Raw genomic sequence first — 14,881 nt, 5'->3', positions numbered from 1 at the left:
CGGCGCGCCGCAGCGCTGCCGCGTGAAGAAAAAGGAGCAATGACCGGCGTCCCGGCGGCTGTCGACCGGGGGCGTTGACTGCTTCTACTCCCTTGGCGTGGTGCGGGCGGGACGGGCCCTCGTGCCGGTGTCCGGTGCCTCCTATGCCTTGCGGGCGATGGTCTGAACGGCGGCCAGCGCCTCGGCGCCGAGCGCGTCCAGGTCGAGCCAGGGGATGCGGCCGTTCTCGACCAGCGGCCGGCCGGCGACGAAGCTGGCGCGCACGCGCATGTCGCCGCCCGAGATGACGGGTGCGATGGCGCGGTCATGCTGGCCGAAATAGCGCGGTGCGTTCAGGTCGAAGAGCACGATGTCGGCGGCCTTGCCCGGTTCCAGCGTGCCAATGGCCTCCAGGCCCAGCACCTTCGCGCCTCCGGCGGTGGCCCAGTGCAGAACGGTTTGCGCCGTTGTCGCCGTCACGCCTTTCGCAGCGCGGTGGACCGAGAAGGCGGCATAAAGCGCGGAGGCCATGTCGGCGGCCTCGTTGGCAGCGGCGCCGTCCACGGCGAGCGAAACCGCACCGCCCAGGCTGTGCAGCAGGTCTGCCGGAGCGATGCCGGAGCCCAGCCGCGCATTGGCCTGCGGGCAATGGGCCATGCCGGTGCCCGTTTCCGCCAGCAGCTTCACCTCGCCGGGGGTGCATTCGACCAGGTGCGCGAACCAGACATCCGGGCCAAGCCAGTCATGGCCCGCCAGCCAGTCCACGGGCCGTTTGCCGTAGTGTCCCATCGTGTGGTTCACGTAGTCCATGTTTTCCGACAGGTGGCTGTGCAGCCTAAGCCCAAGGCCTCGCGCGGCGGCGGCGATCTGCCTCAGTTCATGCTCGTGCAGGGAAAAGGTCGGCGTTGTCGGCGCCATGACGACGCGGCGCATGGCATCGGGGGCGGCATCGTGCCAGCGTTTCGCATCGCGCTCCACCGCCGCGATCATCGCGGCCAGCGGTTCGGTGGGCAGGGGCGTGATGTCGGCGCTGTCGAAGGCGCGGGCCTTGGTGGCGCCGCCGCGGCAGAGCACGAAGCGTATGCCGAAGCGATCCGCCATGTCGAACAGGATTTCGCCGGGATCGAAGTCGTAGCGGTCGGAATAGAAGTAGTGGTGGTCGGCGATGGTGGTGCAGCCCGACAGGACGAGTTCCGCCATGCCGACCTTCGCCGCCGTCTGCATCAGGGGGCCGGTCAGCCGGTCCCAATAGGTATAGGGCACGAGGCGCAGCCAGGCGGCCAGCGCCTCGTTCATGCCGGCGGGCACGGCCTTGAGGATCGACTGGAACAGGTGGTGATGGGTGTTGACGAGGCCCGGCGCGACGACGCAGCCGGACGCATCGACAATGCGCTCGCCGGGTTCCGGCGCGAGGTCGCCAATCGCTGCGATGCGGCCGCCGCGCACCCGGATTGCGCCCTGCGCCCTTGCTGTATCGCCGGTCCTGCCGGTCAGGATGGCGTCGGCATCGGCAATGAGGAAATCCGTCATCTGTTCCCCTTCGGCAGGCTCCAGGGGAAGAACAGGCGCTGGCTGACCGACACCGCCTGGAACAGGGCAAGCGACATGACCACGAGAATGGCAAGCCCTGCCCATGCCTGCGGCACCTGGAACATGGAGGTGGAGAACTGGATGAAGAAGCCGATGCCCTTTTCCGCGGCCACGAACTCGGCCACGACAGCGCCGATGACGGCGAGCGTGATGGAAATCTTCAGGCCGGAAAAGATGTAGGGAATGGCGTAGGGAATGCGGATATGGGTGAATTCCCTCCAGGCCGGGGCGCGCAGCGAGCGCGACAGTTCGATGAGTTCGCCCGGCGTGGCCTGCATGCCCGTGGTCATGGAGACGACCAGCGGGAAGAAGGTGATAAGGAAGGTGATGACGATGCGTGGCGCGTCACCCGACCCGAGCGCAACGATGATGATGGGGGCGACGGCGACAACCGGCGTTGACTGGATGACGACGAGCAGCGGATAGAAGCTGTCCGACATGAATTTCGACCGCGTCAGCGCCATGGCGATGGGAAGTGCGACGAGAATGGAGACCGCATAACCGATCAGCGCGACACGCAGGGTGGCCCAGACATGCTCGAACCAGCGGCCGGGCGGAATGGAGGAAAAGCCTTCGGCAATGCGGCTTGGCGCCGGCAGCACGAAGGAGGGAATTGCCAACAGCCGTGCCGCGCCCTCCCAGACCAGCAGAACGACAAGGAAGGTGGCCACGGGCCGGAAGACCGGCGAGGCAGCGAGGCGCTGCCAAAGGGCCGGCGCGGGCACGGTCCGCTCAGGCCGCGCGCTTGAGGAGGAGGCTGCGGAGATGGCCGGAGAAGTCATGCATCACCTTTGACGACGTGGTTTCGACCGTGCGCGGCCGGGGCAGGGGGACGGGAAGATCCTCGATGATGCGGCCTGGCCGCTCGCTCATGACGAGCACGCGGTCGGCCAGCAACACGGCCTCCGAGATGGAATGGGTGATGAACAGAACCGTCTTGGGCCGCTCCTGCCAGATGCGCAGAAGCTCGAAGCCCATTTCCTCGCGTGTCAGCGCATCGAGGGCGGAAAAAGGCTCGTCCATCAGCAGGATATCCGGGTCGAGCAGAAGGGCGCGGGCGATGCCGACACGCTGCTGCATGCCGCCTGAAAGTTCGGAGGGCAGGCGGCGCTCGAAGCCCTCAAGGCCCACCATGGTGATGAGTTCACGCGCGCGCGCCCTGTCTTCCACGCCGACGCGGCCCTGCTTGTGGCGGATCGGGAAGACGACATTGTCCTCGATGGTGGCCCAGGGCAGAAGCGTGGGCTTCTGGAACACGATGCCGATATCATCCCGCGGGCCGCTGACCGGCAGGCCAAAGACCTCGGCCGAGCCGGATGTCGGGGCGAGCAGCCCGGCGGTGAGGCGCAGCAGGGTGGACTTGCCGCAGCCGGACGGTCCGAGAACCGCCACGAATTCGTGGCGGCTGACGGTCATGTCGACCCCGCGCAGGGCTTCCAGCCTGCCGGACGCGGTTTCGAAAATCTGGCCGGTGGCCTTGAAGCGAAGCGCGGGGGTGGTTTCCATGATGAACCTCAGCTTCCCGGCACGAAGGCACGGTTGACGACGGTTTCGGGATCGAGCTTGGCCGTGTCGAGGCCCTGTGCCCTGGAGACGCGCTCCCAGGTGGCCTTGAGGCGTTCGGGCTTGAACACGCCCAGGCCGTCTGCCTCGGTCACGTCGTTGAAGATCAACACGAGCGTGTCGTTGACCGAGCCCTCGACAGCTTCCGACTTCAACTCCGGCACCGTGGCGGTGACGGCGGCGGCCGCCTCGGTCGGGTTTTCCCTGACGAATTCGACCGACTTGCGGAAGGCCTCGATGAAGCGCCTGGCCACATCCGGGCGCTCGGCAAGGAATTTGTCGGAGGCGATCAGCGATGCCGAATAGAGTTCGAGACCGGCGGCCGACCACGGCATGACGACGATCTCCTTGCCGGCTTCCTTCGCCTGGCCGGTGTAGCGCGACACGTCGGTGACCCAGGCGATGATGGCGTCGGCGCCGCCGGTCATCAGCAGCGGGCCGAGCGCGCCGGGATCGGATTTCGTCAGCGTGATATCCCCTTCGCTCAGACCGATGTCGGCCAGAACCAGTGGCAGGAAGACGTTGGACGAGGTGAAGGGCGAGGTGGCGATCTTCTTGCCCTTGACGTCGCCGATGGCCTCGATGCCATTGCCCTTCAATGTATAGAACGCATGCGGGCCCTTGTTGAACAGCGACATGACGGCGGTGACCGGAACGCCTTCGTTGACGCGGGCGGCCATCAGCGCGCCAATGTCGGCCGAGCCGATGTCGGACGTGCCGGTGGCGATCTTGGTGATGGCCTCGGACGAACCGCGGCCCTGCTCGATGGAAACATCGAGGCCGGCATCGGCACAGAAGCCCTTCTGGACGCAGACATAGATGGGCGCCTTGTCACCGCCGGGGAGCCAGTCGAGCTGGTAAGTGACCTTGTCGGCCGCGCCGGCGGGAAGCGAGAGGGCGGCGAGCGCCATGGCGCCGGCGGCAAGTCTGGCTGTAAGCGTCTTCAGCATGTCAATGACCTTCCTGTCAGTGATGGCCCTGTTCGGAATGAGCCTCTTCATGGCGGGCAGACCGAACGGGGCCGGGGGAATAGGGAAAACCGGCAAAGGCCCATGAGGGCATCAACCGGCGCTGCCGTGGGGGAGGATGGGAGAGGAAGACTTCAGGGTTCGGCACGGTTCGCCTCCGGACAGATTCTGACCTTGGCGAGCAATGTCCCGGGGTTGACCCTGACCGCTTCTACTCGTGAAGAACACAATGCATGGGCCGTGCCAGATTTTCTGAAGGCCGGGCAAAATACTGAAAAACATGGAAAATCCCTGTGCCAAACAGGCCGCAGCCTTCAGTGCCGGCATTGGCGGTGACCGTAAATGCGTCAACTCTTGAATAAAAAATATGCAAATCGACAAAATGAACAAATCATGCGCAAAACGACTTGCGCGGCATCGCGCCGTGGCGTTAGCTTTCGCGTGAAAGGCAGGTGCTGCATGATCCTATCACAAGACCGCAAGGAGGCGCTTTTGCGCCGCACCATCGAACTGGCCCGGGAATCGCGGGCGCGCGGCGATCATCCCTTCGGCGCGCTCCTGGCCGGGCCGGACGGGGGCATCCTGCTGGAGGCGATGAATACCTGCGGGACGAAGGGCGACCGGACGGGCCATGCCGAGCGCAATCTGATGACGGAAGCCTCCTTGCGGTTTACGGCGGAGGAACTGGCAGATTGCACCATGGTCACCAGCGCCGAACCCTGCGCGATGTGCGCCGGTTCGGTCTACTGGGCCGGGGTGGGCCATGTCGTGCATGGGATGAGCGAAAAGGCGCTCAAGGACCTGATCGGCCCCGATCCCGAAAACCTGACCATGGACCTGCCCTGCCGCGACGTGTTTGCCGCTGGACAGCGCAAGGTCACGGTCGAGGGGCCGATGCTGGCGGAGGAATCCGCAGCCGTGCACGAAGGCTTCTGGACCGGAGAGGAATGATGCGGCGCGGACCCGGGCAAGCAGGCGGCCGGAGCAGCCTTTCATGAAGGTGCTCATGGTCGTCTGCCACCCGGTGCCCGAAAGCTATGTCCTGGCCGTTGCGGCCAAGGCCCGCGAGGCTGTCGCGGCGGCCGGCCATGCGGTGGACTGGCTGGATCTCCATGCCGAGAACTTCGATCCGGTCATGGGCGCGGACGAACGGCGGCGCTACAATGACATGACGCGCAACGACCATCCGCTGCCGGGTCATGCGGCGCGGCTGGCGGAGGCAGAGGCGCTCGTCGTCATCTACCCGACCTGGTGGTACGGCCTGCCTGCCATGCTCAAGGGCTGGTTCGACCGGGTCTTCACGCCGGGGCTGGCCTTTGCCGTATCGCCGGACAACGCGCCGATCCGCCCGCTGCTCACCAACATCACCCGCTGTGCCGTGATCACCACCTGCGGCGCGCCGCGCTGGTGGTCCATCCTTGTCGGTCATCCCGGCAAGAAGACCGTTCTTCGCGGCCTTCGCGCGCTGTTCGCGCGGCGCTGCCGGACGCTTTTCCTGGCGCATTACCTGATGGACGTCTCGACGCCCGCCAGCCGTGCCGCCTTCCTCGACCGTGTCGCCACCCGTCTGCCCGCCTTTCTCGGCCCTGCATGACCCTTCCGGAGAGCCGCCCTTGAGAACCTGGATCAAGACCCCGCTTGCCATCCTCGCCGACGATGCCGGCGGAGGACTGGTCGTCGAGGACAGCCGCATCGTCGAGCTCGTAGCGAGCGGCGGGGTGCCTTCGCAGCCTGTGGACGAGACCTTCGATGCCTCGCGCCATGTCGTGCTGCCGGGGCTGATAAACACACACCACCATTTCTTCCAGACACTGTGCCGGGCGCATCCTGTGGCGCGCGACAAGGAACTGTTCCCCTGGCTGGTGGCGCTCTACCCGATCTGGAGCCGGCTGAACCGCGACATGTTCCGCGTCGGCGCGCGACTGGCCTATGCCGAATTGCTGCTGTCTGGCTGCACGACGGCCATGGATCACAATTACATGCATTACGAGGGGCTGGAGGACGCCACCGATATCGAGGTCGAGGAAGCGCGGGCGCTCGGCATCCGCACCACGGTGGCGCGCGGTTCGCTTTCGCTGTCGCAGAAAGACGGGGCGATTCCGTCCGACACCATCGTCCAGGACGAGGACACGATCCTGGCCGACAGCGAACGGGTCTTGCGCAAGTACCATGACACGTCCGAGGGGGCGATGACGCAGATCGCGCTGGCGCCCTGCGCGCCGTTCAATGTCGGTATCGGCGTGATGCGCGGCAGCGCGGACCTGGCGGAGAAATACGATTGCCGGCTGCATACGCATCTGGCCGAGACGAAGGACGAGGAGGACTTCTGCAAGGCCGCATTCGGCTACCGGCCGATCGACTGGCTGGAGGATTGCAACTGGTTGCAACCGCGCGTCTGGCTGGCGCATGGCATTCATTTCACCTGCGAGGATTGCGAGAAACTGGGCCGGCACGGTGTGGGCGTCTGCCATTGCCCGACCTCCAACGCGGTGCTGGCGTCGGGCTTCTGCAAGACGCTGGATCTGGAGGCAGCCGGCAGCCCGGTAGGGCTCGGCGTGGATGGTTCCGCCTCCAACGATTCCTCCAACCTGATGGAAGAGGTGCGCCATGCGCTGATGGTCAACCGGCTGGGCTACGCTTCGGCCGAGCGCATCACCCATCGCGATGCGCTTCGCTGGGCCACGGCGGGCTCGGCCCGGTGTCTCGGACGGTCCGACATCGGTGAGATCGCGGTGGGCAAGCAGGCGGATCTTGCCTTGTTCACGCTGGACGAGCTGCGTTTTTCCGGTGCGCATGACCCGATCGCCGCTCTGGTGCATTGCGGCGCCAGCCGGGCCGACCGGGTGATGGTGGCCGGCCAATGGCGGGTCATCGACGGGGCCATTCCCGGCCTCGATGTCAAGAAACTGATTGCCGACCACAGCGCTGCGGCGCGGGTCTTTGCCTGACAGGAGACCATGATGGCGAATGCGGACATCCCGGTCATCGACCTGACGCCCCTGCGCAGTGGCGGTTGCGAGGGACTGGCGCGGGTGGCCGGTGAAATCGGAGAGGCCTGCCGCGGCATCGGCTTTTTCTACATCACTGGCCACGGCGTTCAGGACGGGTTGATCGCCGACGTGTTTTCCGAGGCGCAGCGGTTTTTCGCCGCGCCGGAAGCGGACAAGCGAAAGGCGCTCTATTCCGCGGCATCCGGCAATCGCGGCTTTATCCCCATGGGTGGGGAATCGCTCGATCCGGGCAAGCCGGCCGATGTGAAGGAGGCCTTCAACGTGGGGCTGGAGCTTGCATCGGACGATCCCGAGATCCTCAACGGCGCGCGGTTCCGGGCGTTGAACCTCTGGCCGGAGCGGGCGGCCTTCCGCGATACCATGCTGGCCTATTTCGACGCGGTCTGGGGGCTGGGACGGCTTCTGCACCGTGCCTTCGCGACCGATCTTTCCATGCCGGCAGATTTTTTCGAGGACAAGCTCGACCGTCCGCTGGCGACCTTGCGGCTGCTGCATTACCCGGAGCGTCCGGCCACGATGGAGGCCGGTCAACTCGGCGCTGGAGAGCATACCGATTATGGATGCGTCACCCTGTTGATGACGGACGATGCAGGCGGGCTGGAAGTGCGTACCCGCGATGGCGCGTGGCTGGCAGCGCCGCATGTGCCGGGCGCCTATGTCTGCAATATCGGCGACTGCCTGATGCGCTGGACCAATGACACCTATGTCTCGACGCCGCACCGGGTGGTCAATCCGGCCGGACGCGAGCGTTTCTCCGTCGCCTTCTTTCTCGATCCGAACCCGGATGCCGCCGTGCAATGCCTGCCGACCTGCACGGGGCCTGGACGACCGGCAAGATACCCGCCGATCAGCGGGGCGGACTACCTGGAAAGCCGGCTCAACCCGACCTATGCCAAGAGCGGGCTGGCCTGAGCGGAGACAGGCTCTGGAAGGCAGGGGCCGGCAGCAGTGCCGGCCTTTTTCTGTATGCAATCGCATTACAAATGCTTAAAGAAGCGCCACTGTGAAATATCTGCTTAAAAAGAAATCAATGATCTGAATGTGACGAGCGGCCGCTGGCTGATCCCGTTCGGCCTGCATAATCCACAAGCTATTGATATTATATTCTTTTATATTGTCATGGTGTTCGCTTCAAGGTCTGGCATGGCGCTTGCTATTCCTGTGGCAGCGATGGCGCCATGCCGGTCCATCACGCCGAGAAGCCACAGACAAGCGAACGAACCAGGAGCTGGATCAATGTCTCATCAAGGAATCTCCCGCCGCTCATTGCTCAAGACCGGGCTGGCGGGTTTGGCCACGACGGCCTTGCCACTGGGCGCCATCGCGCCGGCGCGTGCAGCCGGCGATGTCGTGCTGGGCGCGGTCTATGTCGGGCCGCGCGACGATTTCGGATGGAACCAGGCCCATGCGGTGGCCATGGAAATCCTCAAGTCGGTGCCGAATGTCACGGTGATCGAGGAAGAGAACGTGCCGGAAACCGATGCCGTGGCCAAGTCCATGGAATCCATGATCAACCTTGATGGCGCCAACCTCATCCTCGCCACGTCGTTCGGCTATTACAAGCCGTTCGTCACCGATCTTGCCGCGAAGTATCCGGACGTCCAGTTCCGCCATGCCGCGCCGCTGTGGAACAAGGACACCGACCCGGCCAATGCGGGCAGCTATTTCTGCTATCTCAACCAGGCGCATTACGTGAACGGTGTCGCCGCCGGCCTGTCGTCCGCCACCGGCAAGATCGGCTTCGTCGCGGCCAAGCCGATCCCGACCGTTCTGTCCAACATCAATTCGGTGCTGCTGGGCGCCCGCTCGGTGAACCCGAATGCCACGGTCCAGGTGATCTTCACCGGCGACTGGTCGCTGCCGGTTCGCGAGGCGGAGGCCGCAAATGCGCTGGTGGACGCGGGCTGCGACGTGCTCACCTGCCATGTCGACGGGCCGAAGGTGGTGATCGAAACGGCGGAAGGGCGCGGCGTGAAATCCTGCGGCCACAATGCCTCGCAGGCGCCGCTGGCACCCAAGGGCTTCATCACGGGTGCGGAATACAAGTGGGAAACCATCTACAGGATGTATGCCGACATGCTTTCCAGCGGCGAGGCGCTGCCCAACGTCGTGGTCGGTGGCTATGACAATGACATGGTGCAGAACACGCCGTTTGGCGCGGGCGCGACACCGGAAGCCGTCAAGGCGGCGGAAGCCGCGATCGCCGGTCTGAAGGAAAAGAAGCCGATCTATGCCGGCATGCTGAAGGACAACAAGGGCAATGTCGTCATCGACAAGGATTACGACAATTACGACCCGTATCTCGACGGCATGGATTACCTGCTGGAGGGCGTGATCGGCTCGATCACCTGATCCTCCCGCGCCGGCAGCCCGTGACCAACGCCCCCGGTGTGGCTGCCGGCACTCCTTTCCTCCTTCTGACAGAAGCCTGGACATGGCAGCCACAGACATTTCCCCGACGCGTCCTTTCCAGCCCTCGGCCCGCCTGCTGGGCGCGGCCGAAAAGGTCGTCATTCCGCTTGGCGCGCTGATCGCCTCGGCGGTCGTGTTCTCGCTCTTCCTTCTGCTGCTGGGCAAGAGTCCGGTGGAGTTCTTCCAGCTTGTCTGGCGCGGCGGGTTCGGCACGTCCTTCTCCTTCCAGAACACGTTGCAGCGCTCCGCGCCGCTGATCCTGACCGGGCTTGCCTTCGCCATACCGGCGCAGATCGGGCTGACCATGATCGGCGCGGAAGGCGCGCTGGTGCTGGGTGGCTTCGCCGCGGCGGCCATCGCCATTCCGCTGGTCTCTTCCGGCGTGCCTGTGGCCATCACGCTCGTGCTGATGGCCGCGCTGGCCATGGCGGCGGGGGCCGGATGGAACGCGATCGCCGGCTGGCTTCGCCATGCGCGCGGCGTCAACGAAACGATCTCGACACTGCTTTTGACCTATATCGCCATCGCCATCATGAATTTCTTCGTGGAAGGCGTGTTGCGCGACCCTGCCTCGCAGAACAAGCCCTCGACCATGCCCATCGGCAAGGACTACATGGTCGGCGCCATCCCCGGCACCGACGTGCATTGGGGGCTGGTGGCCGGCATCGTGCTGGCGGTGCTGCTCTATCTCCTGATGGCGCGCACGACCTTCGGCTTCGCAGCGCGGGTGACGGGCGGCAATCCGCGCGCCGCGCTCGCCCAGGGCCTGCCGGTCGGCAAGCTGATCGTAGCCTGTTCGGCCATTGCCGGCGCGGCGGCGGGGCTGGCCGGTTTCTACGAGGTCGCTGCCATTCACGGCCAGGCGAATGCCTCGCTGGTGGCCGGCTACGGCTTTACCGGCATTCTCGTTTCCTTCGTCGCGCGGCACAACCCGCTGGTCATCGTGCCGGTCGCCATCATGTTCGGCGCCATCGAGGCATCGGGCGGGCTGATCCAGCGGCGCATGGACATGCCGGACGCCACGGCTCTGGTGTTGCAGGGCATCATCTTCGTGGTCCTGCTGGCCAGCGAGACGCTGCATGGCCGCTTCGCCATCTTCAAACCGACAATTGCGAGTGACCGGACATGAGCGAGGACGCGCTTGCCACCATCCTGATCGCCATGCTGGGCGGCGCCATCCGGGTTTCGACGCCGTTCATGTTCGTGGCGCTGGGCGAAACGCTGACGGAGAAGTCGGGGCGCATCAACCTGGGGCTGGAGGGCACGCTCGTACTTGGCGCCATGGTCGCCTATGCGCTGTCCTACCAGACCGGATCGCCCTGGCTGGGCGTACTGGCGGCCGGAGTGTCGGGCATTTTCCTGGGCATCATGCATGGCGCCATCTGCAGCCTGCCACGGGTCAATGACATTGCCGTCGGCATTGCCATGATGAGTTTCGGCACCGGCGTCGCCTTCTTTTTCGGCAAACCGTATATCCAGCCTTCGGCGCCGCGCCTGGAGGCCCTGCCGCTGGGCGGCTGGTCATCGAACCCGGCGCTGGAAAAGGCGCTGGAGATCAACCCGCTGTTCTTCATCGGCATCGGTGTGGCGGTCGCCATGTGGTGGGCGCTGGGCAATACCCGCTGGGGGCTGATCCTGCGCATGACCGGCGACAGCGAACCGGCGGCGCGCGCCATGGGCGTCAACCCGGTCGCGGTGCGGGTGATGGCGACCGGACTTGGCGGCTTCCTGGCCGGAGCGGGCGGGGCCTTCCTGTCGCTGTCCTATCCCGGTTCGTGGAACGAGGGCCTGTCATCGGGCCAGGGGCTGATGGCGGTGGCGCTGGTCATCTTCGCGCGCTGGAACCCGATCCGCTGCATTCTCGCCGCGCTGCTGTTCGGGGCGGCGGGCGCCATCGGTCCGGCCCTTCAGTCGGTGGGCATCAGCCAGGGCTACTACTTCTTCAACGCCGCTCCCTACATCCTCACCCTTTTCATCATGATCGCCACGGCGCGTTCCAACGCGGCGGCGCGGGCCGCGCCGGGCGAATTGTCCATCGTCAAATAGGAGGCAAGCCATGAGTGCGCTCGGCGGACTGAACAAGACACCCAACGGCGTGGTGATCGGGCTGGTGCAATTGCAGCTTCCCGTCGTCGAGACGCCGGCGGATCTGAAGGCGCAGACCGACAGGATCGTTGCCATGGTCGCCAAGGCGCGGCGCAACATGGGCACGATGGACCTCGTGGTCTTTCCCGAATACGCTCTGCACGGCCTGTCCATGGATACCAATCCCGACATCATGTGCGCGCTGGACGGACCGGAAGTGGCGGCCTTCAAGCAGGCCTGCAAGGACAATGCGATCTGGGGCTGTTTCTCCATCATGGAGTACAATCCGGACGGCAATCCGTACAATTCCGGTCTCGTGATCGACGACCAGGGAGACTTGACGCTCTATTACCGCAAGCTCCATCCCTGGGTGCCGGTGGAGCCGTGGGAGCCGGGCGATCTGGGCATTCCGGTCATCGACGGGCCGAAGGGGGCGAAGCTCGCCCTCATCATCTGCCATGACGGCATGTTCCCGGAGATGGCGCGCGAATGCGCCTACAAGGGTGCCGAGATCATGTTGCGCACGGCCGGCTATACCGCGCCGATCCGCGAGTCGTGGCGGTTCACCAACCAGGCCAATGCCTTCCAGAACCTGATGGTCACGGCCAATGTCTGCATGTGCGGTTCGGACGGCACGTTCGATTCCATGGGCGAGGGGATGATCGTCAATTTCGACGGCACAGTCATCGCACATGGCACGACGGGGCGGGCCGACGAGATCATCACGGCGGAGGTGCGCCCGGACCTGGTGCGCGAGGCACGCAAGCACTGGGGCGTGGAAAACAACATCTACCAGCTCGGCCATCGCGGCTACACGGCCGTGCTCGGCGGGGCACAGGACTGCCCCTACACGTTCATGCAGGACATGGTGGCGGGCCGCTACCGGCTGCCCTGGGAAGACGAGGTCGTGGTCACCGACGGGACGCCGAGCGGATTTGCGCGCCCGACACGCAAATATGGCCAAAGCGCGAAACAGGCGGCGGAGTAAACCCCATGGATGCCATCGTTGAGACGGAAGCGAAGCCCGGCCCGGTCAAGGCCGATCCCTATGGCTGGCCCTATGACGGCGATCTCAGGCCGGAAAACACCGCGCTTGTCATCATCGACATGCAGACCGATTTCTGCGGCAAGGGCGGCTATGTCGATGCCATGGGCTATGACCTGTCGCTGACGCGCGCGCCGATCGAGCCGATCCGGCGCGTGCTGGCGGCGATGCGGGCCAAGGGCTTCACCATCATCCACACCCGCGAAGGGCACCGGCCGGACCTTTCCGACCTGCCGGCCAACAAGCGCTGGCGCTCGCGGCGCATCGGCGCGGGCATCGGCGACCCCGGGCCCTGCGGCAAGATCCTGGTACGCGGCGAGCCGGGCTGGGAGATCATCCCGGAACTGGCGCCGCAAGCCGGCGAGCCGGTCATCGACAAGCCGGGCAAGGGCTCGTTCTGCGCCACGGACCTGGAAATGCTGCTGCGGACGCGCGGCATCCGCAACATCGTGCTCACCGGCATCACCACCGATGTCTGCGTTCACACCACCATGCGCGAGGCCAATGACCGTGGCTTCGAATGCCTGCTGCTGGAGGATTGTTGCGGCGCCACCAAGCTCGAAAACCACCTGGCCGCCATCGACATGGTGAAGATGCAGGGCGGCGTGTTCGGCGCGGTTGCCACCAGCGCGGACCTGCTGGACGTATTGGAGGCCTTGTGATGGATGCGCAGGTGGCTCCCGTATCCGCCGGCGCGGCGACAGGTGCCGCGCCGGCTAAGCGCGGTTTCGGCCTGGAAACCGTCGGCATGACCAAGGTGTTCGGATCCCTGACCGCTCTGGACGATGTCTCGATCCGCATCGAGCCGGGGGAATTTCACGCGCTTCTTGGCGAGAACGGCGCGGGCAAGTCCACGCTCGTCAAGTGCATCATGGGCTTCTACCAGCCGACGCGCGGGCAATTGCTGGTCAACGGGCAGGAGACGGTGATCCGCTCGCCCCATGACGCGCGCGCCAGTGGCATCGGCATGGTCTACCAGCATTTCACGCTCGTGCCCTGCCTGACGGCTGCGGAAAACATGGTGATCTCGCGGGCCGACGTTCCCGCCATCATCGACTGGACGAAGGAGCGGCAGGCGCTGGACGCCTTCATGGAGCGCATGCCGTTCCGCGTGCCGCTGGACGAGCCGGTGTCCGGACTGTCGGCGGGCGAGAAGCAGAAGCTGGAAATCCTCAAGCAGCTCTATCTCGACCAGCATTTCCTGATCCTGGACGAGCCGACATCGGTGCTGACGCCGGGCGAGGCCGACGAGGTGCTGGGCCTGCTGCACGACATGGCGCGCGCCGGCGACATCACGGTGCTGATGATCACGCACAAGTTCCGCGAGGTGAATGCCTTTGCAGACCGGTTCTCGGTGCTGCGGCGCGGTGCCTATGTGGGCGGCGGCACGGTGGGCGAGGTTTCCACGGACGAGATGTCGCGGATGATGATCGGCGAGACCGAGATCCGCAAGAGCGCGGCGCGGGTGGCCGATGTGCAGAGCGGCACGCTGCTGGAACTGGCCGGCCTGTTCGTCGACGACAACGAGGGACTGCCGGCGGTGGAGGCGGTCAGCCTGAAAATCCGCGGTGGCGAGATTCTCGGTATCGCGGGTGTTTCAGGCAATGGGCAATCGGAACTGGTGGAAGGCATTTCCGGCCAGCGGCCGCTGAAGGACGGGCGTATCTTCATCAATGGCAAGCCGTTCGAATCGCGGCGTGCCGATTTCGACCGGTTCAAGGTGTTCGGCCTGCCGGAAGAGCCGTTGCGCAACGCCGCCGTGCGGCGCATGAGCGTGGCCGAGAACATCGCCTTCCGTTCCTTCGACAAGCCGCCGCTGGCCAGCCTCGGATGGTGGCTGAAGCCCCATGCCATGCGCGACAAGGCCGCCGGACTGATCGCGCGCTACCGGGTCAAGACGCCGTCGCCGGAAACGCCGATCGAGAACCTGTCGGGCGGCAATGTGCAACGGGCCGTGCTGGCGCGGGAACTGTCGGGCGATGTCGAGGTGCTGATCGTCGCCAATCCGTGTTTCGGGCTCGATTTCGCCTCGGTCGCCGAAATTCGCGCCCAGATCATCGACCAGCGCAACCGGGGCGCGGCAGTCCTGCTGGTCTCCGAGGATCTCGACGAGATCCTGGAACTGTCAGACCGGGTGGCGGTGATGTCGGAGGGGCGGATCACCCACGTCGCGCCCATCGGCGAGACCGACCGCAACACCATTGGCGCGCACATGGCGGGGCATTGAG

14 protein-coding genes are annotated in these 14,881 nt (G+C 65.3%); 10 read left to right on the top strand and 4 right to left on the bottom strand.

Features of this window, described 5'->3' with window-relative positions; genetic code table 11:
* Positions 1-141: 141 nt before the first annotated feature.
* Genes R3D65_RS05375 through R3D65_RS05360 form a run of 4 tightly spaced genes read right to left on the bottom strand, consistent with a single transcriptional unit; the run spans position 142 to position 4,082 of the window.
* Positions 142-1,509, bottom strand: a complete 1,368-nt coding sequence (locus R3D65_RS05375; RefSeq protein WP_371274203.1) for an amidohydrolase family protein — start codon at positions 1,507-1,509, stop codon at positions 142-144.
* Positions 1,506-2,351 carry an ABC transporter permease gene (locus tag R3D65_RS05370; RefSeq protein ID WP_371274202.1) on the bottom strand — a complete coding sequence of 282 codons (846 nt, stop codon included), beginning with the start codon at positions 2,349-2,351 and terminating at the stop codon, positions 1,506-1,508. Before R3D65_RS05370 ends, R3D65_RS05375 begins: the two co-directional genes overlap by 4 nt.
* Entirely contained in the window at positions 2,302-3,075 is a 774-nt protein-coding gene (locus tag R3D65_RS05365) for an ABC transporter ATP-binding protein (protein ID WP_371274201.1), read from the bottom strand. Before R3D65_RS05365 ends, R3D65_RS05370 begins: the two co-directional genes overlap by 50 nt.
* A gap of 8 nt (positions 3,076-3,083) precedes the next feature.
* Entirely contained in the window at positions 3,084-4,082 is a 999-nt protein-coding gene (locus R3D65_RS05360) for an ABC transporter substrate-binding protein (protein WP_371274200.1), read from the bottom strand.
* Positions 4,083-4,559: 477 nt separating this feature from the next.
* Here R3D65_RS05360 and R3D65_RS05355 point away from each other — a divergent pair, with 477 nt between their 5' ends.
* The 10 genes from R3D65_RS05355 to R3D65_RS05310 all read left to right on the top strand — a co-directional run bounded on the left by R3D65_RS05355 (position 4,560) and on the right by R3D65_RS05310 (position 14,880).
* Complete coding sequence (locus tag R3D65_RS05355; protein ID WP_371274199.1) at positions 4,560-5,051, top strand: nucleoside deaminase; 492 nt, start codon at positions 4,560-4,562, stop codon at positions 5,049-5,051.
* A gap of 43 nt (positions 5,052-5,094) precedes the next feature.
* Positions 5,095-5,694, top strand: a complete 600-nt coding sequence (locus tag R3D65_RS05350; RefSeq protein ID WP_371274198.1) for an NAD(P)H-dependent oxidoreductase — start codon at positions 5,095-5,097, stop codon at positions 5,692-5,694.
* 19 nt (positions 5,695-5,713) lie between these two features.
* Positions 5,714-7,048 carry an 8-oxoguanine deaminase gene (locus R3D65_RS05345; RefSeq protein WP_371274197.1) on the top strand — a complete coding sequence of 445 codons (1,335 nt, stop codon included), beginning with the start codon at positions 5,714-5,716 and terminating at the stop codon, positions 7,046-7,048.
* A 12-nt stretch (positions 7,049-7,060) separates the two neighbouring features.
* Positions 7,061-8,023: an isopenicillin N synthase family dioxygenase gene (locus R3D65_RS05340; RefSeq protein WP_371274196.1), complete on the top strand. Its 963-nt coding sequence runs from the start codon at positions 7,061-7,063 to the stop codon at positions 8,021-8,023.
* A 324-nt stretch (positions 8,024-8,347) separates the two neighbouring features.
* Positions 8,348-9,463 (top strand): BMP family ABC transporter substrate-binding protein, encoded by a 1,116-nt coding sequence (locus R3D65_RS05335; protein WP_371274195.1) that lies wholly within the window; start codon positions 8,348-8,350, stop codon positions 9,461-9,463.
* Between the two features lie 82 nt (positions 9,464-9,545).
* Complete coding sequence (locus R3D65_RS05330) at positions 9,546-10,652, top strand: ABC transporter permease (protein WP_371274194.1); 1,107 nt, start codon at positions 9,546-9,548, stop codon at positions 10,650-10,652.
* Entirely contained in the window at positions 10,649-11,569 is a 921-nt protein-coding gene (locus tag R3D65_RS05325) for an ABC transporter permease (RefSeq protein WP_371274193.1), read from the top strand. The genes R3D65_RS05330 and R3D65_RS05325 overlap by 4 nt, the downstream gene beginning before the upstream one ends.
* A gap of 10 nt (positions 11,570-11,579) precedes the next feature.
* On the top strand, positions 11,580-12,596 hold the full coding sequence (locus R3D65_RS05320) for a formamidase (RefSeq protein ID WP_371274192.1): 1,017 nt from the start codon (positions 11,580-11,582) through the stop codon (positions 12,594-12,596).
* Between the two features lie 5 nt (positions 12,597-12,601).
* Positions 12,602-13,315: a cysteine hydrolase family protein gene (locus R3D65_RS05315; protein ID WP_371274191.1), complete on the top strand. Its 714-nt coding sequence runs from the start codon at positions 12,602-12,604 to the stop codon at positions 13,313-13,315.
* The gene (locus tag R3D65_RS05310; protein ID WP_371274190.1) at positions 13,315-14,880 is read left to right on the top strand and encodes an ABC transporter ATP-binding protein; all 1,566 of its coding nucleotides are present in this window, start codon (positions 13,315-13,317) and stop codon (positions 14,878-14,880) included. Before R3D65_RS05315 ends, R3D65_RS05310 begins: the two co-directional genes overlap by 1 nt.
* Position 14,881 lies beyond the last annotated feature (1 nt).

It is taken from the genome of Zhengella sp. (assembly GCF_041397485.1).
Classification (GTDB): Bacteria; Pseudomonadota; Alphaproteobacteria; order Rhizobiales; family Rhizobiaceae; genus Zhengella.
This window is presented reverse-complemented; position numbering and strand designations above follow the sequence as displayed.